The following is a 22,246-nucleotide window of genomic DNA, read 5'->3' as shown; positions in this document are numbered from 1 at the left end:
CTCTCCTGATGCGAGCTTTAGGCTCTAGCGTTCGACACCCAATAAGGTACGAGCGTAGTCCTCAAGAGGCGGCCCCAGCAAATCCTCGGGGCTTTTGTCGTAAAGCGTCAGCAATCCGCCACGGCTGCGAATGCGTGCGCTGTCGATGAGGTAGCGGGTGCCGGTCTCGATCAGCATCAGCTGAATGACGCCGCTGTCGACGCCCAGACGATCCACCGCTTCCTGATCGGCCCATTGATCGCCATTGCCGATTCGGTCGTCAGCCTTGGCGAAACGCGCATAGAGCAAATAATGTGCGCCCGCAGCGCGCGCCTCGACCATGGCTTCATCCAGCCCCAATGGGCCTCGGGCACGACGGACCATCGGGAAGTACTCGATAAAGCCCTTGAAGGCTTCTTCAGCCACCACGTTGGGGCGCGGATAGGCATTGCCTGGCGGCACGAAGGCGCCCTGAGCGATGTAAATGAACGAGTCAGGCTGCACGCGCCAGTTGGCAGTACGACGGGTTTCGCTATGGTCGAGCAGACCTGCGTCGCTGAATTGCTCGCGAACACCTTCGCCCATGTCACTGACTTTCATGCAGCCACTCAACGCCAGAAGCGCGAGCAGCATAACCAGGCTACGCATTATCCCCTCCCAAATACCGGTGACGGAAAACCGGCGAATGGTCGTCGGATGCAGCTTCCGCGCCATATCTGGCACAGCCGCCATCAAAGCCTTGAAGCTGGCGCTCAAGACCGGGCTGGCGGGTTATTCGGCGGCGGGATCCGGCGTGGGCTCAGCGCTGACGTCGCCGTCGCGCTTGCGCTTATTGCCCATGCGTACGCCGATATCCATGAGGAAGTGGAAGAAGCCTTCCTGGTCTTCCAGCACGTTACTCCAGAACGGCGAGTGATACAGCGCAACGGCGCCATGCACCAGCGCCCAGGCAGCACAGTAATGGTAGTAAGGCGGGACATCTTCGAGCTTGCCTTCACTGATGCGGCCTTTGATCAGCAGCGTCAGGTGTTCGAAGTTGGAAGCGCGGATCTTGTGCAGCTCTTCGACCAGCTCAGGCACCTGATTGCCCTTGACCACCTTCTCTTCCAGGCGGTCGAACAGACGATAGCGCTGCGGGTCACGCATGCGGAATTCGAAGTAGGCGCGCGACAGCGATTCCTTGTCCTTGTCGACATCGGCCGAATGCAGCAGCTCGTTCAGGTCCCGCTCGTAGTCGAGCATCAGGCGCAGGTAGATTTCCGCCTTGGACTTGAAGTGCTTGTAGATGGTGCCTTTGCCAATGCCGACGGCGTCCGCGATCATCTCGACAGTGACGCTGTCTTCGCCTTGCTCGAGAAACAGCTTTAGCGCGGTGTCGAGAATTTCCTGCTCACGGCGGCGAAATTCACGGACCTTACGAGGTTCTTTCTGCATAGAGAGGTCTGTCAGGATCGAAATCGAAGCGGGGTATTATGCCCAATCGGCGCTAAATTGCACGGTTCATCCATACTTGTCGACCTGCATGAACGATTCGCACGGGAAATCCGCACCGGTCATCGCGCGCCCGCTAGCATTCCGCTGCGCTGGAAATCTAGTGCGCTGGCAACGCGGGGGCAGCGACGACAAATTCCAGATAACCCGTGATTACCACATACAACGTGAAGTAGGCAAAGATCAGCGCCGAGGCTATGTAAGACCAGCGCAACATTCGCTCGCCCATGAAACGCCCTCCCTGGTGAGCCAGCGCACACAGCGAGATCGACCAGACCACGCCTGCGGCGACGAACCCGGCAAGAAAGGTCGAAGCGCTGGCAAGATCAGAGCCTTGCCGGGCAATCAGCGCTCCGCCGACTGCGGCAAACCAGAGGATGGCGCTGGGAGAGGACATCGCCAGAAAGATCCCGCGCAGGAACAGCGCCAGGCTGGATTTTTCCGATGCAACGTCCTGGCCGCCGAGACCGGTGCTGACGGCGGTGGCACTCATGACCATCCTGAAGCAGAACCAGGCCAGCACCGCAGTGCCGCCAATCCAGAGCACGTAGCGCACGGCTTCATATTGCAGCAGCACGGCCATGCCGAGCATGGCCAGGATTGCGTAGGCCAGATCCCCAACGCAGGTTCCCAGGCCCAGCCACAGGCCTCTGGAAAAACCGCGCTGCATGGACAGCGTAATCATGGCGATGTTTGCCAGACCGATGTCCAGGCACAAGGAAAGACTCAGCAGAAAACCATTGGAAAACTCCACCCCACCACTCCATTACGGCGACACCTTGGTATTTCGCCCGATGAGAGTGTTCATCGAGCACTCAAGGATCGCTTTAGTATTCCAAAACTGTTTAAAAAACGACCAAAAGACACTGGACGCTACGCCGTCCTGAACAATACTTAAGCTGCTGACGCGTTATCATTCCCCAAATGACTCGGCAGTAGAGGTGCCAAAGGAAGAGCGCGCCTTTGTTTTACTCCTAATGGTCTTAACCCGGCTTCACCCCCCAGAATCCGGGTTTTTTTTGCCTGCGATTTGCCTGCCCGTCGACGTCCGTATCCGTCAGCGCTGAACGTGCGCCAGCGGAAACAGGCGAGCGAAATTGGCTGTGGTCTGCTCGGCAAAGCGCTCATAGGACTCGCCTCGCAGCATGGCCAGAAACTCGGCAACCTCACGTACGTACTGGGGCAGATTCGGCTTGCCCCGGTACGGGATCGGTGCAAGGTACGGGGAGTCGGTCTCGACCAGCAAACGATCGGCGGGCACCTGCCTGGCAACGTCGCGCAGGGCATCGGCATTGCGAAACGTCACGATACCGGACAGCGAAATGTAGTAACCCAGGTCCAGCGCGGCCTTGGCCATCTCCCAGTCTTCGGTGAAACAGTGCAGGACACCGGCGTGGGGCAAGGCGGCTTCGCGCAACAGGCTGAGGGTATCGGTACGTGCGCCCCGAGTGTGGATGACCACTGGTTTTTCAGTGATTCTGGCTGCCTCGAGATGAACCCGGAAAGACGCCTGTTGCAGCTCGGCCGCTTCAGGTTCGTAGTGATAGTCCAGACCGGTCTCGCCAATCGCTACCACCCGCGGGTGATCCAGTTCCTTGAGCAACCAGTCCAGGGGCGGCATTTCGCCGGGCTTCACGTCCAGCGGATGAATGCCCACCGAGCAATCGACATCCGCGTAGCGTTCGGCGAGTGCCTTGACCGCACTCGCATTGTCGGCGCTGACACCGATGCAGAGAAAATGCCCGACCCCTCTGCCACGAGCAGCATTGAGGGCTGCATCCAGAGAGCCGTCGTGCTGGGCAAGGTCAAGGCGATCGAGGTGACAATGGGAATCTACAAGCATGGGTTAAAACACAACTACATCGTATGGGTTGGACGATCGGACTTGAGAGCGCCGACCAGGTAAGTTTCGATCAGATTGCGGGCGGTGTTGTCGCCGTCATTGAACTGCACGCCCACGCCAGCGGTGCGATTGCCTTGGGCGCCTTTTGGCGTGATCCAGGCAACACGGCCGGCTACCGGAACCTTTTCCGGTTCGTCCATCAGATTGAGCAGCATGAACACCTCATCGCCCAGCTTGTAGCTTTTGCTGGTCGGAATGAACAGCCCGCCGTTTCTGATGAACGGCATGTACGCAGCGTAGAGAACGGATTTGTCCTTGATGGTCAGGGACAAAATGCCATTACGTGGACCTGTGCTCGGCGGCAAACTCATGACAACACCTCAACGGTTCCGGATAACGCAGAGTCTACGCCTGTCCCGGCAGGCCTGCCCACTGCACCAACAACGCTTCAAGCAGCAAGACCCTATTGAGGTTGGCCTTGGACATGACTTTCTGACGCTGCGCCAGAATCCAGTCCTGAATCTCCAGCACTTTGGCGCGAGAAGACTTCTGCGCCAGGTACTGAATCACCTTGCGCATGTCACCCAGGCCAAGGCCTTCCTCGTCCTGCGTCATCTGATAGCGCAGGATCAGATGCGACCAGTCACAGAACCAGTCGAACAACAGTAACAGCGGAATATCCTTCCAGCCCTCGGCCAGCTGGGTAGCCGACTGTTGTTGCTTGAGCAGCTTCTTGACGCCGTCGACCACCAGCGCGCGCTGTTCGCGAACGCCCTGCGTATGCAGCGCCACCGCAGCCAGCGGCGACCCGGCGGCCAGCGTCAGCAACTCGAAGCGCTCGTCCTGGGTGCAATCGGGCAAGGCCCCGCTCAGCCAGTCGAGGCTCATCTGCTCGCCAGGCAATGGGCAGGCCTGCTGCACGCAGCGGCTCTTCACCGTTGGCAGCAAACGACTCGGTTGATGGCTGACCAGCAACAGAACGGTATTGCCTGACGGCTCTTCCAGACTTTTCAGCAAGGCATTGGCGGCGTTGGTATTCATCGCTTCCACCGGCTCGACGAGCACCACCTTGCGCCCGCCCATCTGGGCGGTCTGCACCACGAAACTGACCAGATCACGCACCTGATCGACCTTGATCGGTTTGTCCGCCTCTTCCGGTTCAAGCACGTAATTGTCAGGATGGCTGCCAGCCGCCAGCAGCAGGCAGGACTTGCAGTGCCCGCAGGCATCAAGCCCTTCGGGCGTCTTGCACAACAGGCTGGCCATCAGCCGTTCAGCCAGGGCGCGCTTGCCGATACCCGCCGGCCCGTGCAGCAGATAGGCGTGAGCATGCTGGGCGCGACCGGCCATCTGCTGCCAGAGCGAAGCCTGCCAGGGGTAGGCTTCAGCCACGTTGCAGCTCCAGCAACTGAGGCAGCAAGGTATCGAGGGAAGCCTGAACATCGGCCAGGGTCTGTGCGGCGTCTACCAGACGATAGCGCGCAGGTTCAGCCTTGGCGCGCTCCAGATAGGTGCTGCGCACGGCGTCGAAGAACGCCCGGCCTTCCTGCTCGAACCGATCCAGCCGACCGCGTGCAGCGGCACGTGAAAGGCCGATCTCAACGGGCAGGTCGAACACCAGCGTCAGGTCAGGTCGCAGGTCGCCTTGAACGAATTGCTCCAGCGCTGCAATACGCTCATGGGACAGGCCGCGACCGCCGCCCTGATAGGCGTAGGTCGCATCGGTAAACCGATCACAGAGCACCACCTCGCCACGCGCCAGCGCTGGACGAATGACTTCGGCCAAATGCTGTGCACGCGCGGCAAACACCAGCAGCAGTTCGGTGTCGGCGCTCATGCACTCGTCGCTGGGCGCCAGCAACAGCTCGCGAATACGCTCGGCCAGCGGAGTGCCGCCCGGTTCGCGGGTCAGCAGTACCTGAATACCCTGCGCACGCAATTGCGCCGCCAAGTAGTCGCGGTTGGTGCTTTTGCCTGCACCTTCCGGGCCTTCAAGAGTGATAAACAAGCCAGTCACAGGTCATCCTTAATCGTCATCATTGCGCACTCGGCTCGGACCGCGGCGCATCCGGAGCATCCGCAGGCACGGTTTCCGAAGAGGGCGAGTCAGTTGCCGGTGCCGGTGTAGCCGGTGCTGCAGGTGCCGGGCTGGAGCGATAATCCGCGCGGCGCTTGAGCTGATAGTCACGCACGGCCGCATTATGGGCATCCAGGTCGTCCGAGAACACATGGCTGCCGTCACCCTTGGCCACGAAATACAGGCTGCTGCCGTCCACCGGATTGAGCGCAGCATGAATCGCTTCGCGCCCCACCAGCGAAATGGGCGTCGGCGGCAGGCCGGCGATCATGTAGGTGTTGTAGGGTGTTGCTTCCTTGAGGTTGGCGCGGGTCAGTTTGCCGTTGTAGCGCTCGCCCATGCCGTAGATGACGGTCGGGTCGGTCTGCAACTGCATGCCCAGCTTCAGGCGACGCACGAACACACCGGCTATCTGGCCGCGCTCCTGAGGTACGCCGGTCTCCTTCTCGACCAGCGACGCCATGATCAGCGCCTGGTAAGGGTTTGAATAGGGAGCCTCTGACGACCGCGCATTCCATTCCTCGTCGAGTACTTCTTCCAGGCGGCTATAAGCCTGCTTGAGCAATTCGGCATCGGTCATGCCGCGCACGTAGCGGTAGGTGTCGGGAAAGAAGCGGCCTTCTGGAAACACATCGGGATGGCCGATTTTCGCCATCAGCTCGCTGTCGGACAGACCTGTCAGCGTTTGATCGAGCTTGGCCTGCTTGGCCAGCGCAGCACGCACCTGGCGGAAATTCCAGCCTTCGACCAGTGTCAGGCTGTATTGCACGACCTCCTTGCGCTTCCAGACGTCGAACAGGCCCTTGACGTTCATGCCCGGCACCATGCGGTATTCACCGCTGTGCAGCGCCTGCCCGGACAGGTTGAAACGCCAGTAGAGACGCAGCCAGAAAGCGTCCTTGATCACGCCATCGGCCTGCAATCGATTGAGTACGCCGGTCGGCGTTGAACCAGCAGGAACGTCCAGCAGTTGTTCCTGAGCCACCTCAAGTGGCTGGTTCAGCGCCTGATACTGCTGCCAGAACGCAAAGCCGAGCAGCAAACCTGCCAGGACAACCGCTGTTTCCAGCAACACCAATATTTTTCGGATCAAAATCAGATATCCAGAAGGGTGCGGGCAATACCTTGCAGTTTACGGGTGAGCGGCCCGACCGGCCAGTTCAACGCTGCAAAGCTGCAAACCGGCCAGACGCCGTACACGCTATTGCATAGAAACACTTCGTCCGCCGATTCAAGGTCAGACATGTGCAGGTCACGGATATCGACAGCCAGCCCCAGCTTTGGTGCCTGATCCAGCAACTCGGCACGCATCACACCGGCGACCCCGCAGCGGCTGAGATCGGCAGTCAGCAGACGCCCCTGACTGACCAGAAACAGGTTGCTGTAGACACCCTCTATCAGTCGCCCGGACGTGTCACGCATCAAGCCCTCGGCGTGCTGGCTGTCACTCCACTCGGAGCGAGCCAGTACCTGCTCCAGACGATTGAGGTGCTTGAGTCCAGCCAGAAGCGGCTGTTCCGCCAGACGCGTCTGGCAGGCAAACAGGCGCACGCCCTGCTCGGCATGCACACCCGGATAGGCTGGCGCAGGGCCGCCCTGCAGGATTCGACGCGATTGGGCATTAGGGGCTGGAGCGTAACCGCGCTGGCTGTCGCCGCGGGTAAGGATCAGCTTCATGACCCCATCGCCAAGCTCTGCAGCGAAGCGGGTCATTTCTGCACGGATAAGCGCATGATCGGTTGCGATCGACAAGCGCGCGCATCCGTTTTCGAGACGCTGCAGATGGCGCTTCAGGAGCAATGGCTGCCCGGCCTTGACGACGATGGTTTCAAACAGTCCATCGCCGTAGGCCAGCCCCCGGTCCTTGAGGGACAAGGCGTCTGCGGGGCAGCCATCGACCCAGGCGGGCATTACTCGGCGAACCGACGGAATACCAGCGAGCCGTTGGTGCCACCGAAGCCGAAGGAGTTCGACAGAACGACGTCGATCGGCATGCGGCGCGCTTCGTGGGGCACGAAGTCCAGATCGCAGCCTTCGCTTGGCTCATCCAGGTTGATGGTCGGCGGAGCCACCTGATCAACCATTGCCAGCACACTGAAGATCGCTTCGACAGCACCGGCGGCGCCCAGCAGGTGGCCGGTCATCGACTTGGTCGAACTGACTGCCAGCTTGTAGGCGTGATCACCGAATACCGATTTGATCGCAGAAGCTTCGGCCAGATCGCCTGCAGGCGTCGACGTACCGTGTGCGTTGATGTACTGCACCTGATCGGGATTGACCCTGGCATCACGCAACGCATTGACGATGCAGCGCGCGGCACCGGCGCCGTCATCAGGTGGCGAGGTCATGTGATAGGCGTCACCGCTCATGCCGAACCCGACCAGCTCTGCATAGATGGTCGCGCCACGCGCCTTGGCGTGCTCAAGCTCTTCGAGCACCATGGCACCGGCACCATCTGACAGGACGAAGCCATCGCGGCCTTTGTCCCAGGGACGACTGGCGCGGGTGGGGTCGTCGTTGCGGGTCGACAGCGCACGCGCTGCACCGAAGCCGCCCAGACCGAGGCCGCAGGCGGCCATTTCGGCGCCGCCAGCGATCATCACGTCCGCTTCGTCATAGGCGATGTTGCGCGCGGCCATGCCGATGCAGTGGGTTGCAGTGGTGCAAGCCGTCGCGATGGAGTAATTGGGTCCCTGTGCGCCCAGATGGATCGACAGGAAACCGGAAATCATGTTGATGATCGAGCCAGGAACGAAGAACGGTGAAATCCGTCCCGGACCCTGCTCGTGCAGCAGACGACTGCTGTTTTCGATATTGGTCAGACCACCGATGCCCGAACCCATGGCAACGCCGATGCGCTCACGGTTTGCATCAGTGACTTCAAGGCCGGCATTACGCACTGCCTGGAAGCTGGCCGCGAGGCCATACTGAATAAAGAGATCGAGGCGGCGCGCTTCTTTGGGCGCGAGGTATTCTTCGACGTTGAAACCCTTGACCGAGCCGCCGAAGCGGGTGGTGAAGGCTGACAAGTCCGTGTGCTCGATAAGGCCAATGCCACTGCGGCCCGCCAGAATGCCTTGCCAACTGCTGGGCACGTCATTGCCCAGTGGCGAAAGCATGCCCATCCCGGTGACCACGACGCGTCTACGCGACACAGGACTCTCCTTCTCTCTTGTTTACGGAACAATCACAGCGTTTTTTAAAGAAAAAACCGCACGCCGATTAAAGCAGTGCGGTTTTCCCGTGACAGCAGTCAGCGACTACAAATCTTAAGCCTGATGGTTAGTGACGTAGTCGATTGCTGCTTGAACGGTAGTGATCTTTTCCGCTTCTTCGTCCGGGATTTCGGTCTCGAATTCCTCTTCCAGAGCCATTACCAGCTCGACGGTGTCCAGGGAGTCAGCGCCCAGGTCCTCAACGAAAGAAGCAGTGTTGACAACCTCTTCTGGTTTGACGCCAAGTTGCTCTGCAACGATTTTCTTGACGCGCTCTTCGATGGTGCTCATACCTAGTTTTAACTCCTAGTGGAAATGTTCAGGCATCTGGCCAGTGGGTAAGTGTATAGAAGAGGTTTTGCGAATTTCAAGCTTAACGCTCTCCCCTTATGCCCAACCGTACCTTCGCCCATTCATAGATTGCAGCTTTATAACGGATTTTAGACAGCTCGTATGACATTTTTTTGAAACAGGTCGTCACATTAGCTCATGTACATGCCGCCGTTAACAGGGATTGTGGCCCCGGTAACGTAGCCTGCGCCTTCGGACGCAAGAAAAGCGACTACGTGCGCAATCTCTTCGGCTTGCCCCAAACGGCCCAGGGGTATCTGGGTAATCAGTGACTCACGCTGAGCCTCAGGCAGCTCACGCGTCATGTCGGTGTCGATGAAACCCGGTGCCACCGAATTCACGGTGACCGCCCGCGAGCCCACTTCACGGGCCAGAGCCCTGCTGAAGCCTTCCAGACCGGCCTTCGCGGAAGCATAGTTTACTTGACCGGCGTTGCCCATGGCACCCACAACCGAACCAATGCTGATAATACGTCCCCAACGCGCCTTGGTCATGCCACGCAAAACGCCCTTGGAAAGACGGAAAAGGCTGTTCAGATTGGTGTTGACGACGTCATACCATTCGTCATCTTTCATGCGCATCATCAGGTTATCACGGGTGATACCGGCATTATTGACCAGAATCAACGGTGCGCCAACGCGCTCCTGAATGGTGGACAGGACCGAATTCACAGACTCGGCATCACAGACATCCAGCATCAGGCCAAAGCCTTCGATGCCGTTTTCCTTGAACGTCGCACTGATGCGCTCGGCGCCGGACTCTGACGTCGCGGTGCCCACGACAACAGCACCGTTGCGTCCCAATTCCAGAGCAATGGCTTGACCAATGCCGCGACTTGCACCGGTTACCAGTGCCACTTTACCTTGAAGGCTCATGCAGGCTTCTCCTAATCAGGCCAGTGCCGCGCGCGCGGCGGCAAAGGCGTCCGGGGTATCAAGGTTGTAGGTAATCACGCCGTCGGCGCAACGCTTGTTCAGACCGGCCAGCACTTTGCCCGGACCGCACTCCACAAGCTGGGTCGCACCGCGACTCGCCAGACATTGAATGGATTCGACCCAGCGTACCGGCTTGTACAACTGCTCCAGCAAATCACGCTTGAGCGTCGCCAGATCACTGACAGCACTGGCACTGACGTTTTGTACCAGCGCGATTTCCGGCGCCTGCCATTCGATGGCCTCAACAGCCTCGGCGAAACGTTCGGCAGCCGGGCGCATCAGTTCGCAGTGCGATGGCACGCTGACCGGCAACGGCAAGGCGCGCTTGGCACCACGGGCCTTGCACAACTCCATGGCACGCTTGACGGCCTCGGCGGAACCGGCAATCACCACCTGACCCGGCGAGTTGAAATTCACGGCACTGACGACTTCGCCCTGCGCCGCTTCGGCGCAGGCTGCGATAACGTCGGCATCATCCAGACCCAGAATGGCGGCCATGCCGCCCTGACCCGCTGGCACCGCTTCCTGCATCAACTGGCCGCGACGCTCGACAAGCTTCACGGCGTCGGCCAGGCTCAGGCTTTGCGCGGCCACCAGTGCGCTGTATTCACCCAGGCTGTGACCGGCGACGAACGCAGGAACCGCACCGCCCTCGGCCAGCCACACATGCCACAAGGCAACGGAAGCGGTGAGAATGGCCGGCTGGGTCTTGTCGGTCTGATTGAGCAGCTCGGCAGGACCGTTCTGAGTCAATGCCCACAGGTCGTAGCCAAGGGCTTCGGAAGCCTGCTCGAAAGTGTCGAGGATCAGCGGATGCTGCGCGCCTTGCTCGGCGAGCATACCGAGCGATTGCGATCCTTGACCCGGAAAGACGAATGCGAGGGATGCAGACATTTGACAAGCCTCTGAATTTATTGTCGCCAAAATGGGCGTCCGGACAGGCCGAACGCGGGAATTCTAATTTACATGACTGATCGGTTGGATGACTGACCAGTCTGATGCGTCACATTTTCAGGTTCGGCCGTCCTGAAACATCGCTTCAAGCCGCCCCTTCAAACGCTCTGGCAGGTTTTCACGGGACTCGACGACCGCTCGCTGAATCGCACTCTGAAAACCTGAAACACTGGCAGAACCGTGGCTTTTCACCACGACCCCCTGCAACCCGAGCAGGCTCGCACCATTATGACGGGCGGGTGCCAGATCGGTCTGCAAGCGCTTCAGCAAGGGCAACGCCAGCGCGCCGACCGCCCTGCTGAGCAGATTATGCTGGAACAGCGCCTCGATTCTGGCTGCAATCATGGTCGCCAGCCCCTCACTCGACTTGAGCAATACGTTGCCGACGAAGCCATCACACACCACCACGTCAGCCTCTCCCCTGTACAACCCGTCGCCTTCTACATAACCAATGTAGTTAAGCCCCGACGCAGACTGCAAAAGACCGGCAGCACGTTTGACCTGCTGATTGCCCTTGATGTCTTCCGTGCCCACGTTGAGCAAGGCCACTCTGGGCGTTGCGACACCGAGGATCTCGGCAAGCACCGAACCCATCACTGCAAACTGATAGAGCGCCTCGGCACTGCAATCGACGTTCGCCCCCAGGTCCAGCAGTTGGCAATGACCCGAGCAAGTGGGAATGGCTGCGATCATTGCCGGGCGGTCGATCCCTGGCAAGGTCTTGAGCACGAACCGGGAAAGCGCCATCAGCGCACCGGTATTGCCGGCACTGACACAGGCCTGGGCCTGACCGCTGGCCACCAGCTCGAGAGCAACGCGCATGGAGGAGTCAGGTTTGCCACGCAACGCCTGAGACGGACGCTCGTCCATCGCAATCGTTTCACTGGCATGAATGACACGCAGGCGCGAACGGTCCACGGCTTCATGAGCAGAGACGAGTTCTTCAATAAGGGGAGCTTGGCCGACAAGGGCCAGGTGAAGCGAGGGAGTAGCTGTCAGGCACGCGAGGCTTGCCTGAACAATGTTGCGGGGACCGAAGTCCCCGCCCATTGCGTCGATCGCGATGATCGGAGCGGACAAGAAATTACTCGTCAGCGCCCTTGTCGATCACTTTACGACCACGGTATACGCCTTCTGGCGATACGTGGTGACGCAGGTGAACTTCACCAGTGGTCTTTTCTACCGACAGAGTGCTTGCCTCAAGAGCGTCGTGCGAACGACGCATGTCACGGGCAGAGCGGGATTTTTTGTTCTGCTGAACAGCCATAATTGATTAACTCCTAAACGTTTGGGTCACGCTTTAACTGCGCCAATACACTGAACGGGTTGGACCGCGTTACCTCGTCCACGCTCGGTTCGGGCTCATCGAGACCCGCCGGTTGCTGGCATTCTTCAGGATGATGAGCAGGCACAATGGGCAAGGCGAGCAATAGCTCCTCCTCGATCAATGCCAGCAGATCCAAAGGATCTTCGCCCAGTTCCAGCACGTCATAACCTTTCGGTAACGACTGGGTATTCGCACCCTCCTTCACCACGGCGTAACTGCATTCGCTGTGGATCGGCAGGGTCACCAGCTCAAGACAACGCTGGCAAACCATCTTGACCGGGACGTCTATCGAACTGTGGATAACCACAGAACGGCGTTCGTCACGCTCAAAAACGAATTTCGCCTGCACCGTACCGACAGTGTCGGCCAGCGGGTCGCAGAGTCTCTTCAGATCGCCCAGCAGCACTTCACCCTGAAGGGTAGTGCCGCGATCGGACAATTTGCGCGGGTCAACGTGAGATGGAATCGGGTCATTCAACATAGGCGCAGCATTCTAGGGATGCCCCCCGGGCATGTCAAAGGAAATTCAGGCCTGTTCGTCACTCCGGCCACTCTTTAGAATCAACGCTCAGCCTACGGAGAACCGCATGCCATCCCTGCTCCTCGCTTCCAGCTCCTCATACCGCCGCGAACTGCTCGCCCGCCTGCGCCTGCCATTCACCTGCAGGTCTCCGGATATCGATGAAAGCCGGCGACCGAACGAGGCCGCATTCGACCTCGTACAACGCCTTGCCGGGGAGAAGGCCCAGGCGCTGGCCGCGGAACATCCACACTACCTGATCATCGGCTCCGACCAGGTCGCCGTTCTTGACGAACAGGTCCTGGGCAAACCGCACAGCTTCGAACGCGCACTGGAACAGCTGACGGCAGCGAGCGGCAAAAGCGTGACCTTCCTGACCGGTCTGGCCCTGCTCAACAGCTCGACCGGCGAGTGCCAGGTCGACTGCGTGCCTTTTACAGTACACATGCGCGAACTCGACCGGGCCAGCATCGAACGCTACCTGCATGCTGAACAGCCCTATGACTGCGCAGGCAGCTTCAAGGCAGAAGGCCTTGGCGTCAGCCTGTTTCGCAGCACCGAAGGCAGCGATGCGACCAGCCTGATCGGCCTGCCGCTGATACGCCTGGTGGACATGCTAATAAAGGAAGGCCTCAGCGTACCCTGAGACTCAGACAAAGAACCCGGCCATTGGCCGGGTTCTTTATTTCTGCATCAAACCATCAACGCAGGCTTGGGCCGTTGAAACCGACCAGCATGGCAATTCGCTCAGCGATACTGGTGCCGAGTTTTTTCGAAAAGCGATCAAAAGGCGACTCTTCGACGGTGTACTCGACGATGTCCTTTTCCTTGATTACGTCACGCGCAACATAACTTGCACTGCCCAGCCCATCCACCAGACCCAGCGCAACAGCCTGCTCGCCGGTCCAGATCAGCCCGGAGAACAGCTCCGGGTGATCCTTGTCCTTCAGCCGGTCGCCACGACCCTGTTTGACACTGGCGATGAACTGGCGATGAGTCGTGTCCAGCACACCCTGCCAGAACTGCGTTTCATCAGCCTTCTGCGGCTGGAACGGATCAAGGAATGCCTTGTGCTCGCCGGAAGTATAGGTACGGCGGTCAACGCCGAGCTTATCCATGGCACCGACAAAGCCGAAACCTGCTGCCGTCACACCGATCGACCCCACCAGACTGGCCTTGTCGGCGTAAATCTGGTCAGCGGCACTGGCGATGTAATAAGCCCCCGAAGCACCGAGATCGGTAATGACCGCATACACCTTGATGTCCGGCTTCGCCGCGCGCAGACGACGGATTTCGTCGTAGACATAGCCCGACTGCACAGGACTGCCACCCGGGCTGTTGATTCGCAGAATCACACCCTTGGTCTTTTCATCCTCGAAGGCCTTCTGCAGCGCAGTGACAATGTTCTCGGCACTGGCCGCCTCCTTGTCGGCAATCACGCCCTGCACATCGATCAGCGCAGTGTGGCTGGAACGACGAGAAGTGCCGCCCTCGAAATCCAGCATCGGGACGATCACTGCAACAAACAGGAACGCGAACGTCAGCAGCTTGAAAAAGATCCCCCAGCGACGCGCGCGGCGCTGCTCCTGAACACTGGCCAGCAGCGTCTTTTCAAGAAGCTTCCAGCTCTTCGCCTCTTCCCTGCCATTGATGCCCTCGTCCGCGCCTTGCGAAACGGGTGCCTTCCATTCGTCAGACATGTTCCAATCACTCCAACCCGAAAACTAGACGCTGCGCCCGTTCAACCAGGTGCGCAGCTCGGAAAAATGCTCGATAGCCAGCCGCGGCTCGAACTGACGCAGCGACTCCAGCGGCTGAGCGCCATAGCCCACCGCAACCGAATCCATACCGGCGTTGCGAGCCATCAACAGATCGAACGAAGCATCGCCGATCATCAGCGAACGCTGCGGCGTAACCTCACAGTGCGCCATGATCTCGTTCAACATCAGCGGATCAGGCTTGCTGGCGGTCTCGTCGGCTGCCCGGGTGACATCGAAGTAATCCTGCCAGCCATTGGCCTTCAGCACACGATCAAGCCCACGACGCGCCTTGCCGGTAGCGACCGCCAGACGATAGCCGTCCTCGCGAAACGCCTGCATCGACTCCACCACACCGTCGAACAGCGGCGACGGCACGTTATCCATCGCCATGTAACTGTCCGCGTAGTGCTGCCGAAAATCGATCAGCTGATTACCGCTGATCTGCGGATACAGGGTTCGAATCGCCTCGGGCAGCCCCAGGCCAATAATCCCCTTGATCGCCGTATCGTCACGAACTTCAAGGTCGGTCTCGATGGCCGCCGTGCGCATGGACAGGACGATGCGCCCGACCGAGTCGGCCAGTGTGCCGTCCCAGTCGAAAATCAACAGATCGTAATCACGGCGCACTCAAACGCTCCACTGTTTTGGCCCACATGTCATCGACAGGCGCCTGCACATTAAGCTTGCTGCCATCGGGCATCGGCACCGTCAGCATGTAGGCGTGCAGAAACAGACGCTTGCCGCCCAGATCGCGAATTTCGCGACTGAAATTCTCGTCACCATACTTGGTGTCACCTGCAATCGCATGACCCGCGTGCAAGGTGTGCACGCGGATCTGGTGGGTACGTCCGGTGACCGGCTTGGCTTCGACCATGGTGGCAAAGTCGCCAAAACGACGCAGCACCTTGAAAATCGTCAGAGCCTCCTTGCCCTCTTCATTCACTTCGACCATGCGCTCGCCGGAGCGCAGGTTGCTTTTCATCAGCGGCGCACGCACCTGCTTCAGGGCCGTTGCCCAGTTACCGCGGACCAACGCCATGTAGCGCTTGTCGACGCCGTCGCCGCGCAGGGCTTCGTGCAGATGACGCAGCATGCTGCGTTTCTTGGCAATCATCAGCAGACCGGACGTGTCGCGATCGAGACGGTGCACCAGTTCGAGCTCCTTGGCATCCGGGCGCAACTGGCGAAACGCTTCGATCACACCAAAACTCAGGCCGCTGCCGCCATGCACGGCGATACCTGCGGGCTTGTTGAGCACGATAAGCGCCTTGTCTTCGTAAACGATCGCAGCTTCGAGACGCTGCAACAGTGCCTGCGCGACCGGCACAGGCTCGTCGCGCTCAGGCACGCGCACAGGAGGAATGCGCACGATATCGCCTGCCTGCAACTTGTACTCCGGCTTGATCCGCCCCTTGTTCACACGCACTTCGCCTTTGCGCAAAATGCGGTAAATCAAGGTTTTGGGTACACCCTTGAGATAAGTGATCAGAAAATTATCGATGCGTTGACCGGCAAGTTCCGGGGCAACCTCAACCAGCTGGACGCCGGGGGTTGGGGGGGCAATATTCGTCATGCCGCAAATGATAACAATTTTTTATGGATTTGAAGCACTTAATGATTGCTGCTATAGTCGCGAACGCCGCCAAAAGCGGCCGGACAGCGGACCAACGGTTGACAACCGGCCCTGACCAACGCAATTCACAAGGACGGGAGGCCGTCCTACGCAGTGTTCGGTGACAACGGAGCACGCTGAAAACGTAACGAGCGCAGGTGACATGAGGCCGGAAACACGCCTGACCGCAGAGCAGACAGCTCGCGGCCAGTGCGGACAGTTCATGGCCAGTTCACAAAGTGCAGTCGCTTTCAGACGCTACGAGCGAATGCTTCGGGAACAACGCCTCAAGCCATGATGCGCGACCTTCCCTATCGAAGGTCGCGGTAAATGCCAACCCGCTGCGGATTCTGCGCGCGGCAGCACCCGAATTATCAGGGATACGTGTAGGGTGGAGACGCACAACCATCGGACTGTGTAGCACAAGGCTTGTTCTAGACGCTTCATCTCGTCCGCTACCGATGGTCGATTCCTCCTCCTGACAAAGCTTTTGCTGAAAGGGGTGTCTTATGCCACCACAGCAAGCAGGAAACGTCGTCGCGACCCTCCGCCCCCTCTGGGCGAGGACCTCGCTAGACACTGGAGTGTCCAACCACTCCTGACGTGCCCTGACACCGACCGTGAGAAGTCGTGTGTGCCGAACGCCGTTTCCGGCAGCCCGGAAACCGACGGTACTACATGAAAAGAATGCTGATTAACGCAACTCAACCCGAAGAGTTGCGTGTTGCACTGGTAGACGGCCAGCGCCTCTACGACCTGGACATCGAGTCAGGTGCACGCGAGCAGAAGAAGGCCAACATCTATAAAGGCCGAATCACTCGCATCGAACCCAGCCTCGAGGCTGCCTTTGTCGATTTCGGCTCTGAGCGCCACGGCTTCCTGCCCCTCAAGGAAATCTCCCGCGAGTACTTCAAGAAAGCCCCTGAAGGCCGCGTCAACATCAAGGACGTCCTGAGCGAAGGCCAGGAAGTCATCGTTCAGGTCGAGAAAGAAGAGCGTGGCAACAAGGGCGCAGCCCTGACCACCTTCATCAGCCTCGCAGGCCGCTATCTGGTTCTGATGCCGAACAACCCTCGTGCCGGCGGTATCTCGCGCCGTATCGAAGGCGAAGAGCGCAACGAACTGCGTGAAGCCCTCAACGGCCTGATCGCGCCAGCCGACATGGGCCTGATCGTTCGTACTGCCGGCCTGGGCCGCAGCAGCGAAGAAATGCAGTGGGACCTCGATTACCTGCTGCAACTGTGGACCGCCATCAAGGAAGCGTCCCTCGATCGCTCCGCCCCTTTCCTGATCTATCAGGAAAGCAACGTCATCATCCGCGCCATCCGTGACTACCTGCGTCAGGATATCGGTGAAGTCCTGATCGACAGCATCGAAGCCCAGGAAGAAGCGCTGACGTTCATCCGTCAGGTGATGCCGCAGTACGCCAGCAAGATCAAGCTGTATGAAGACAGCGTTCCGCTGTTCAACCGCTTCCAGATCGAAAGCCAGATCGAAACCGCCTTCCAGCGCGTAGTCGAACTGCCTTCCGGTGGCTCCATCGTCATCGATCCGACCGAAGCCCTGGTGTCTATCGACATCAACTCGGCGCGCGCCACCAAAGGCAGCGACATCGAAGAAACCGCCCTGCAGACCAACCTTGAAGCGGCTGAGGAAATCGCCCGTCAACTGCGTCTGCGTGACATCGGCGGCCTGATCGTCATCGACTTCATCGACATGACGCCGGCCAAGAACCAGCGCGCCGTGGAAGAGAAAGTCCGCGAAAGCCTGGAAGCCGACCGTGCCCGCGTGCAGATCGGTCGCATTTCGCGCTTCGGTCTGCTGGAAATGTCCCGTCAGCGCCTGCGTCCATCGCTGGGCGAAAGCAGCGGCATCGTCTGCCCTCGCTGCAACGGCACCGGCATCATCCGTGATGTTGAATCGCTGTCGCTGGCCATCCTGCGCCTGATCGAAGAAGAAGCCCTGAAAGACCGCACTGCCGAAGTGCGCGCCCAGGTGCCGATTCCGGTCGCGGCTTTCCTGCTCAACGAAAAACGCAACTCGATCACCAAGATCGAACTGCGCACCCGTGCGCGCATCATCATTCTGCCGAACGATCAGCTGGAAACGCCGCACTTCGAAGTTCAGCGTCTGCGTGATGACAGCCCTGAAGCGCACAGCAGCCAGACCAGCTATGAAATCGCTGCTGCCGCTGCCGAAGTGGAAGAAATTGCACCACTGGCCGCCGCAACCCGCACCCTGGTTCGTCAGGAAGCGGCCGTCAAGACTGCTCCGGCTCGCGCCAATGCGCCGGTCCCGGTAGAAGCCGCTGCCCCTGCGGCAACGCCTGCACCGGCACCTGCCGCTCACGAGCCAAGCCTGTTCAAGGGTCTGGTGAAATCCCTGGTCAGCCTGTTCGCGACCAAGGAAGAGCCTGTCGCTCCGGTTGTGGTTGAGAAGCCTGTTGCAGAACAGCGTCCAGCCCGCAACGAGGAACGCCGCAACGGCCGCCAGCAGAGCCGTGGCCGCAACAATCGCCGCGACGAAGAGCGCAAGCCTCGTGAAGAACGCGCCCCCCGCGAAGAGCGTGCAGAGCGCGCACCTCGTGAAGAGCGTGCTCCTCGTGAAGAGCGTGCTCCGCGTGAAGAACGTGCACCTCGTGAAGAGCGCACCGTTCGCGAACCGCGTGAAGCCCGCGAGGAGTCGGCACCGCGCGAAGAGCGTCCAGCCCGTACCACCCGCGAGCGCAAGCCGCGTGAAGCGCGCGAAGATCGCCCGGTTCGCGAACTGCGCGAGCCTCTGGATGCAGCCCCTGCGGTGAACCTCGCTCGCGAGGAGCGTCCTGAACGCGCACCACGCGAAGAGCGCCAGCCGCGCGCACCTCGTGAAGAACGTCAACCACGCGCCGAACAGGCCGCGGCTGCCGTTAGCGAAGAGGAAGTGCTGCTCAACGAAGAGCAGATCAATGACGAGAACCAGGAAGGCAACGACGGTAGCGAAGGCGACCGCCCTCGCCGCCGCTCGCGTGGCCAGCGTCGTCGCAGCAATCGTCGTGAGCGTCAGCGCGATGCCAATGGCAACGTGATCGAAGGCTCCGAAGAGAACGGCAACGAAGAAGAAGGCAGCGCCACCGACCTGTCGGCGGGTCTGGGCTTCACCGCCGCAGCTTCCGCTGCCAGCAGCGTGATCAGCGCGCCTGCCGAAGCCGACGCGCATCAGCAGGCCGAACGTGCCAACAGCAACGCCGCCGCTGCAGACGCCGAGCCAGCGCATCAGGCAGCTGCTGCCAAAGCATCTGCGACCGAAGCGCCTGTGACTGAAACGCCAGTAGCTGAAACGCCAGCCACCGAAGCACCGGCTGCCGAAAAAGCACCGACCGTTGCCGAACCGACTGTCGAGGCACCTGCCGTTGAAGCCCCTGTAGCGGACGATGCTCCTGTAGCACAGCCTGCTCCAGAGGTTGAAGTTCAGCCGGCAGCGGTCGAAGCCCCGGCCATTGCTGCGCAGTCCGAACTGTTCGAAGCACCTCACGCAGAACGCGTAGTGCCGTTCAAGCCGACGCCAGAGCCAGCACCACAGGCGCCGGTCGAAGCGGCGGCTCATGAGGAAGTGCCAGCCACCGAATCATCCGAACTGCCAACGCCTGCACCTGCTGCCGTCGAGCCGGTAGCCGTGAAAGAAGAGCCTGCTCCTTACGTCGCGCCTCAGCCGGTCGTTGAAGAACAGGCACCTGCCCCACTAGAGCAGGCACCTGCGGCTGAAGAAGCAGCGCCTGCACCAGTGGTCAGCAGCACGGGCCGCGCACCGAACGATCCTCGTGAAGTTCGTCGCCGCAAGCGTGAAGAAGAAGCACGTCGTCAACAGGAAGCCGCTGCTGCCAGCGCTCCAGTCGTCGAGGCAGCGCCTGCTGCCGCTGAAGCAGAATCGGCCCAGCCTTCACCGGCAGCCGGGGAAAAGACCGAAGAAGCGGCCACTGAGCAACCAGCAGTCAAACCGCAACATGAAGCCGAGAAAGAAAACGAGCCTAAACCCCTCGCCTAATCCCGGCCCATGAAAAAGCCCCGCCTGTGCAAACAGGCGGGGCTTTTTCATGCCCGTTGATTGAGGGCTGCACTGCGTTCATCTTCAATACACAGCGCTTGAGCTGATCCCTTCGCGAGCAGGCTCGCTCCCACAAGAGACCATCTTCAGGCTATCAGTAGAGGTTCGGCTCCATCTCCAGCTCGACACCGAAACGTTCGGCGATGTCGGTCTGGATACGGCGCGCCAGACTCAGCAGCTGCAAGCCACTGGCCTGCCCATAGTTGACCAGCACCAGCGACTGAAGCTTGTGCACGCCAGCATCACCATCGCGATAACCCTTCCAGCCCGCCTGCTCGATCAGCCATCCAGCCGCCAGTTTCACGCGGCCATCGTCCAGCGGGTAGCCGACGACACCTGGGTGCTGCTGTTTGATCGTTGCGTACAGTTCGGCAGGGATAATCGGGTTTTTGAAGAAACTGCCGGCATTGCCCAGCACCGCGGGGTCAGGCAGCTTTTCACTGCGAATGGCGCAGATCGCACGGCTGACATCGAACGGCGTCGGCCGATCAATACCCAGCTCGTCGAGACGCTGACGAACCGGGCCATATTCGAGGTGCAGGCGAGCTACGCGGCTGAGCTTGAAACGCACACGCAGGATCAACCAGCGCGCGACCTGATGCTTGAACACGCTGTCGCGGTAGCCGAACGCACAGTCCTGCAGAGAAAACTCGCGCAATTCGCCCGTTTCACGATCCAGCGCAGTCAGGCTATGGAAGACATCCTTGATCTCGACGCCATAGGCACCGATGTTCTGCATGGGTGCCGCACCAACGGTGCCTGGAATCAGACTGAGGTTTTCCAGCCCCGCCAGCCCCAGCTCAAGACAGGACTGCACGAACGGATGCCAAGGCTCGCCAGCCTCTGCCTCGACAATCGACTCGAGACAGTCCTCATGCACGATGCGAATGCCGCGGCTGACCATGCGTACGACCAGTGACTGCACGTCAGCGCTGAGCAGCAGGTTGCTGCCACCGCCAATCACCAGCAGTGGCACATCGTGCTCGGCCGAATAGGCCAGCGCCTGGCGAACATCGTCATCGCTGTGCGCTTCGGCAAATAGCCGGGCTTGAACATCCACACCGAACGTATTGAACGGTTTGAGGGAAATCGCGGATTGCACCTGCAAGGTCATACCCTCGCCTTCCCGAACCAATGGACGCAGCGCATCAACCCTCCAGCAAGCGCCTTACGCGCTCCAGGTCTTCAGGCGTATCAACGCCACCGGGTGGCGCTTCAAGCGCGTCGGCAACGTGAATCCGCACGCCATTCCACAGCGCACGCAATTGTTCCAGGCTTTCAGTGTTTTCCAGCCAGCACGGCCCCCAACTGACGAAGTCATGCAGGAAGCCCGCACGGTAGGCATAGATACCGATATGCCGACGATAAGGCACACCGGCAGGCAATTGGTCACGATTTGCTGCGAGCGCATCGCGCGCCCATGGCAAGGGAGCCCGGCTGAACGTCAGCGCCAGGCCGTTGATGTCCGTAGCAACCTTGACGATGTTGGGGTTGAACAACGCCGCTACGTCGTCGATAGGTTCGGCCAGCGTAGACATGCCAGCTTCGGGATGGGCGGCCAGATTGGACGCCACCTGATCGATCACCGCAGGCGGGATCATCGGCTCGTCGCCCTGCACATTGACGACAATCGCGTCAGCCGCCAGGCCCAATTGCGCGGCCACCTCAGCCAGACGATCGGTGCCGGAGTTGTGATCGTCGCGCGTCAGCAGCACTTCGGCACCAAAAGCCTGACAGGCTTCGACAATGCGCGCATCGTCGGTGGCAATCACCACACGTTCGGCGCTGCTCTTGCACGCCTGCTCCCAGACCAGCTGAACCATGGGTTTGCCGGCAATGGTTTTCAGCGGCTTGCCCGGAAAGCGACTGGAGCCGTAGCGCGCCGGAATGACAACGGTAAACGCTGCGGTCATTTTTCCAGCCGCTCGTCGGTGCTCAGGGTACGAGCTTCGCTTTCGAGCATCACCGGGATGCCGTCGCGCACCGGATAGGCAAGACCTGCGCCCTTGCTGATCAGCTCGGTCTTGTCGGCGCTGAGCTTCAATGGTCCCTTGCAGACAGGGCAAGCGAGGATATCGAGTAGTTTGGTGTCCATAGGAGAT

The 22,246-nt window shown here is 60.0% G+C and carries 24 protein-coding genes; 2 read left to right on the top strand and 22 right to left on the bottom strand.

Annotation, left to right across the window (positions count from 1 at the left end):
- Positions 1-24: 24 nt before the first annotated feature.
- From PI739_RS03400 to PI739_RS03325, 16 genes are all read right to left on the bottom strand, one after another.
- The gene (locus tag PI739_RS03400) at positions 25-627 is read right to left on the bottom strand and encodes a DUF4823 domain-containing protein (RefSeq protein ID WP_003318496.1); all 603 of its coding nucleotides are present in this window, start codon (positions 625-627) and stop codon (positions 25-27) included.
- Between the two features lie 123 nt (positions 628-750).
- The gene (locus PI739_RS03395; RefSeq protein WP_003368424.1) at positions 751-1,413 is read right to left on the bottom strand and encodes a TetR/AcrR family transcriptional regulator; all 663 of its coding nucleotides are present in this window, start codon (positions 1,411-1,413) and stop codon (positions 751-753) included.
- Between the two features lie 157 nt (positions 1,414-1,570).
- A complete protein-coding gene (locus PI739_RS03390; RefSeq protein WP_054080811.1) occupies positions 1,571-2,224 on the bottom strand; it encodes a LysE family translocator in 654 nt (217 codons plus the stop codon).
- Between the two features lie 303 nt (positions 2,225-2,527).
- Positions 2,528-3,313, bottom strand: coding sequence for a TatD family hydrolase (locus PI739_RS03385; RefSeq protein ID WP_054080810.1), 786 nt, complete (start codon positions 3,311-3,313; stop codon positions 2,528-2,530).
- Between the two features lie 14 nt (positions 3,314-3,327).
- Positions 3,328-3,684 carry a PilZ domain-containing protein gene (locus PI739_RS03380; protein WP_003368414.1) on the bottom strand — a complete coding sequence of 119 codons (357 nt, stop codon included), beginning with the start codon at positions 3,682-3,684 and terminating at the stop codon, positions 3,328-3,330.
- A gap of 34 nt (positions 3,685-3,718) precedes the next feature.
- Positions 3,719-4,705: a DNA polymerase III subunit delta' gene (locus PI739_RS03375; RefSeq protein ID WP_011267154.1), complete on the bottom strand. Its 987-nt coding sequence runs from the start codon at positions 4,703-4,705 to the stop codon at positions 3,719-3,721.
- Complete coding sequence (gene tmk / locus PI739_RS03370; protein WP_054080809.1) at positions 4,698-5,330, bottom strand: dTMP kinase; 633 nt, start codon at positions 5,328-5,330, stop codon at positions 4,698-4,700. The genes PI739_RS03375 and tmk overlap by 8 nt, the downstream gene beginning before the upstream one ends.
- A 19-nt stretch (positions 5,331-5,349) precedes the next feature.
- Positions 5,350-6,483, bottom strand: a complete 1,134-nt coding sequence (mltG, locus tag PI739_RS03365) for an endolytic transglycosylase MltG (protein ID WP_054080808.1) — start codon at positions 6,481-6,483, stop codon at positions 5,350-5,352.
- Between the two features lie 2 nt (positions 6,484-6,485).
- Positions 6,486-7,301: an aminodeoxychorismate lyase gene (gene pabC, locus PI739_RS03360; RefSeq protein ID WP_054080807.1), complete on the bottom strand. Its 816-nt coding sequence runs from the start codon at positions 7,299-7,301 to the stop codon at positions 6,486-6,488.
- Entirely contained in the window at positions 7,301-8,545 is a 1,245-nt protein-coding gene (gene fabF / locus PI739_RS03355; RefSeq protein WP_004408311.1) for a beta-ketoacyl-ACP synthase II, read from the bottom strand. Before fabF ends, pabC begins: the two co-directional genes overlap by 1 nt.
- 114 nt (positions 8,546-8,659) lie before the next feature.
- Entirely contained in the window at positions 8,660-8,896 is a 237-nt protein-coding gene (acpP, locus tag PI739_RS03350) for an acyl carrier protein (RefSeq protein WP_003368401.1), read from the bottom strand.
- Between the two features lie 191 nt (positions 8,897-9,087).
- Entirely contained in the window at positions 9,088-9,831 is a 744-nt protein-coding gene (fabG, locus tag PI739_RS03345; RefSeq protein ID WP_003318510.1) for a 3-oxoacyl-ACP reductase FabG, read from the bottom strand.
- 15 nt (positions 9,832-9,846) lie between these two features.
- Positions 9,847-10,785, bottom strand: a complete 939-nt coding sequence (fabD, locus tag PI739_RS03340; RefSeq protein ID WP_025990978.1) for an ACP S-malonyltransferase — start codon at positions 10,783-10,785, stop codon at positions 9,847-9,849.
- 117 nt (positions 10,786-10,902) lie between these two features.
- On the bottom strand, positions 10,903-11,925 hold the full coding sequence (gene plsX / locus PI739_RS03335) for a phosphate acyltransferase PlsX (protein ID WP_054080806.1): 1,023 nt from the start codon (positions 11,923-11,925) through the stop codon (positions 10,903-10,905).
- 4 nt (positions 11,926-11,929) lie between these two features.
- Positions 11,930-12,112, bottom strand: a complete 183-nt coding sequence (gene rpmF / locus PI739_RS03330) for a 50S ribosomal protein L32 (protein WP_003179396.1) — start codon at positions 12,110-12,112, stop codon at positions 11,930-11,932.
- A 13-nt stretch (positions 12,113-12,125) separates the two neighbouring features.
- The gene (locus PI739_RS03325) at positions 12,126-12,653 is read right to left on the bottom strand and encodes a YceD family protein (RefSeq protein ID WP_002552687.1); all 528 of its coding nucleotides are present in this window, start codon (positions 12,651-12,653) and stop codon (positions 12,126-12,128) included.
- A gap of 106 nt (positions 12,654-12,759) precedes the next feature.
- Between PI739_RS03325 and PI739_RS03320 the strand changes: the two genes are divergently transcribed.
- A complete protein-coding gene (locus tag PI739_RS03320) occupies positions 12,760-13,338 on the top strand; it encodes a Maf family protein (protein WP_054080805.1) in 579 nt (192 codons plus the stop codon).
- Positions 13,339-13,393: 55 nt separating this feature from the next.
- Here the strand turns inward: PI739_RS03320 and sppA are convergent, their stop codons facing one another.
- The 3 genes from sppA to rluC are packed head-to-tail and all read right to left on the bottom strand — an operon-like array spanning position 13,394 to position 16,025.
- Complete coding sequence (gene sppA, locus PI739_RS03315) at positions 13,394-14,392, bottom strand: signal peptide peptidase SppA (protein ID WP_003368394.1); 999 nt, start codon at positions 14,390-14,392, stop codon at positions 13,394-13,396.
- Positions 14,393-14,416: 24 nt separating this feature from the next.
- Positions 14,417-15,079, bottom strand: coding sequence for an HAD-IA family hydrolase (locus PI739_RS03310; protein ID WP_003430979.1), 663 nt, complete (start codon positions 15,077-15,079; stop codon positions 14,417-14,419).
- Positions 15,069-16,025, bottom strand: a complete 957-nt coding sequence (gene rluC, locus PI739_RS03305) for a 23S rRNA pseudouridine(955/2504/2580) synthase RluC (protein WP_003317474.1) — start codon at positions 16,023-16,025, stop codon at positions 15,069-15,071. Before rluC ends, PI739_RS03310 begins: the two co-directional genes overlap by 11 nt.
- 726 nt (positions 16,026-16,751) lie before the next feature.
- On the opposite strand from rluC, the gene rne reads away from it, so the two are divergent.
- Positions 16,752-20,084 (top strand): ribonuclease E, encoded by a 3,333-nt coding sequence (gene rne, locus PI739_RS03300; protein WP_271351475.1) that lies wholly within the window; start codon positions 16,752-16,754, stop codon positions 20,082-20,084.
- A 154-nt stretch (positions 20,085-20,238) separates the two neighbouring features.
- On the opposite strand, the gene murB is transcribed toward rne, so the two are convergent.
- The 3 genes from murB to PI739_RS03285 are packed head-to-tail and all read right to left on the bottom strand — an operon-like array spanning position 20,239 to position 22,239.
- Positions 20,239-21,258, bottom strand: a complete 1,020-nt coding sequence (murB, locus tag PI739_RS03295) for a UDP-N-acetylmuramate dehydrogenase (RefSeq protein WP_003430975.1) — start codon at positions 21,256-21,258, stop codon at positions 20,239-20,241.
- Between the two features lie 34 nt (positions 21,259-21,292).
- Positions 21,293-22,057 (bottom strand): 3-deoxy-manno-octulosonate cytidylyltransferase, encoded by a 765-nt coding sequence (gene kdsB / locus PI739_RS03290; protein WP_003317470.1) that lies wholly within the window; start codon positions 22,055-22,057, stop codon positions 21,293-21,295.
- Positions 22,054-22,239, bottom strand: a complete 186-nt coding sequence (locus PI739_RS03285) for a Trm112 family protein (RefSeq protein WP_002552679.1) — start codon at positions 22,237-22,239, stop codon at positions 22,054-22,056. Before PI739_RS03285 ends, kdsB begins: the two co-directional genes overlap by 4 nt.
- Between the last annotated feature and the right edge of the window lie 7 nt (positions 22,240-22,246).

The sequence above is a fragment of the Pseudomonas cerasi genome, from assembly GCF_027983475.1.
Lineage (GTDB): Bacteria > Pseudomonadota > Gammaproteobacteria > Pseudomonadales > Pseudomonadaceae > Aquipseudomonas > Aquipseudomonas cerasi.
Note: the sequence above shows the minus strand (reverse complement) of the source record. Positions and strands in the feature narration are given on the sequence as shown.

What these genes read in the sequence shown, in the direction of transcription:
- PI739_RS03325 (WP_002552687.1), bottom strand. Translation starts at nt 12,653, where the DNA reads ATGTTGAATGACCCGATTCCATCTCACGTTGACCCGCGCAAATTGTCC.
- acpP (WP_003368401.1), bottom strand. Translation starts at nt 8,896, where the DNA reads ATGAGCACCATCGAAGAGCGCGTCAAGAAAATCGTTGCAGAGCAACTT.
- PI739_RS03385 (WP_054080810.1), bottom strand. Translation starts at nt 3,313, where the DNA reads ATGCTTGTAGATTCCCATTGTCACCTCGATCGCCTTGACCTTGCCCAG.
- rpmF (WP_003179396.1), bottom strand. Translation starts at nt 12,112, where the DNA reads ATGGCTGTTCAGCAGAACAAAAAATCCCGCTCTGCCCGTGACATGCGT.
- rne (WP_271351475.1), top strand. Translation starts at nt 16,752, where the DNA reads ATGCTGATTAACGCAACTCAACCCGAAGAGTTGCGTGTTGCACTGGTA.
- fabG (WP_003318510.1), bottom strand. Translation starts at nt 9,831, where the DNA reads ATGAGCCTTCAAGGTAAAGTGGCACTGGTAACCGGTGCAAGTCGCGGC.
- PI739_RS03395 (WP_003368424.1), bottom strand. Translation starts at nt 1,413, where the DNA reads ATGCAGAAAGAACCTCGTAAGGTCCGTGAATTTCGCCGCCGTGAGCAG.
- PI739_RS03320 (WP_054080805.1), top strand. Translation starts at nt 12,760, where the DNA reads ATGCCATCCCTGCTCCTCGCTTCCAGCTCCTCATACCGCCGCGAACTG.
- pabC (WP_054080807.1), bottom strand. Translation starts at nt 7,301, where the DNA reads ATGCCCGCCTGGGTCGATGGCTGCCCCGCAGACGCCTTGTCCCTCAAG.
- rluC (WP_003317474.1), bottom strand. Translation starts at nt 16,025, where the DNA reads ATGACGAATATTGCCCCCCCAACCCCCGGCGTCCAGCTGGTTGAGGTT.
- PI739_RS03380 (WP_003368414.1), bottom strand. Translation starts at nt 3,684, where the DNA reads ATGAGTTTGCCGCCGAGCACAGGTCCACGTAATGGCATTTTGTCCCTG.
- PI739_RS03285 (WP_002552679.1), bottom strand. Translation starts at nt 22,239, where the DNA reads ATGGACACCAAACTACTCGATATCCTCGCTTGCCCTGTCTGCAAGGGA.
- murB (WP_003430975.1), bottom strand. Translation starts at nt 21,258, where the DNA reads ATGACCTTGCAGGTGCAATCCGCGATTTCCCTCAAACCGTTCAATACG.
- sppA (WP_003368394.1), bottom strand. Translation starts at nt 14,392, where the DNA reads ATGTCTGACGAATGGAAGGCACCCGTTTCGCAAGGCGCGGACGAGGGC.
- PI739_RS03400 (WP_003318496.1), bottom strand. Translation starts at nt 627, where the DNA reads ATGCGTAGCCTGGTTATGCTGCTCGCGCTTCTGGCGTTGAGTGGCTGC.
- fabD (WP_025990978.1), bottom strand. Translation starts at nt 10,785, where the DNA reads ATGTCTGCATCCCTCGCATTCGTCTTTCCGGGTCAAGGATCGCAATCG.
- kdsB (WP_003317470.1), bottom strand. Translation starts at nt 22,057, where the DNA reads ATGACCGCAGCGTTTACCGTTGTCATTCCGGCGCGCTACGGCTCCAGT.